The sequence below is a fragment of the Mesorhizobium sp. Cs1299R1N1 genome (assembly GCF_037179655.1).
Taxonomy (GTDB): domain Bacteria; phylum Pseudomonadota; class Alphaproteobacteria; order Rhizobiales; family Rhizobiaceae; genus Mesorhizobium; species Mesorhizobium salmacidum.
Genome location: NZ_JAPYKR010000152.1, coordinates 1 through 246, shown reverse-complemented (window position 1 = coordinate 246; position 246 = coordinate 1). Strand labels below are relative to the sequence as shown.

Here is a 246-nt window from a genome sequence, read left to right as displayed (position 1 = left end):
ACAGCTTCACCGTCCAGGTCGACGACGGCCATGGCGGCCTCGTCGCCCAGGTGGTGGCGATCACCATCACCGGCACCAACGACGCGCCGCAGATCACCTCGGCCGCGCAGTCCGGCAACGTCTCGGAAGGCGATGATCTTCCGGCCACGGCGCAGGTCGCGACCGGCAAGGTCACCTTCAGCGACGTCGACACCAGCGACAGCCACACCCTTTCGGTGAGCGCCGCCGCCGCCCATGGCACGGCCA

The 246-nt window shown here is 69.5% G+C and carries 1 protein-coding gene; it reads left to right on the top strand.

The window, feature by feature from the left end; all coding sequences use genetic code 11:
• Positions 1–246 (top strand): VCBS domain-containing protein (locus O7A70_RS34130; protein WP_337144247.1); only part of this gene is annotated, 246 nt, incomplete at both ends.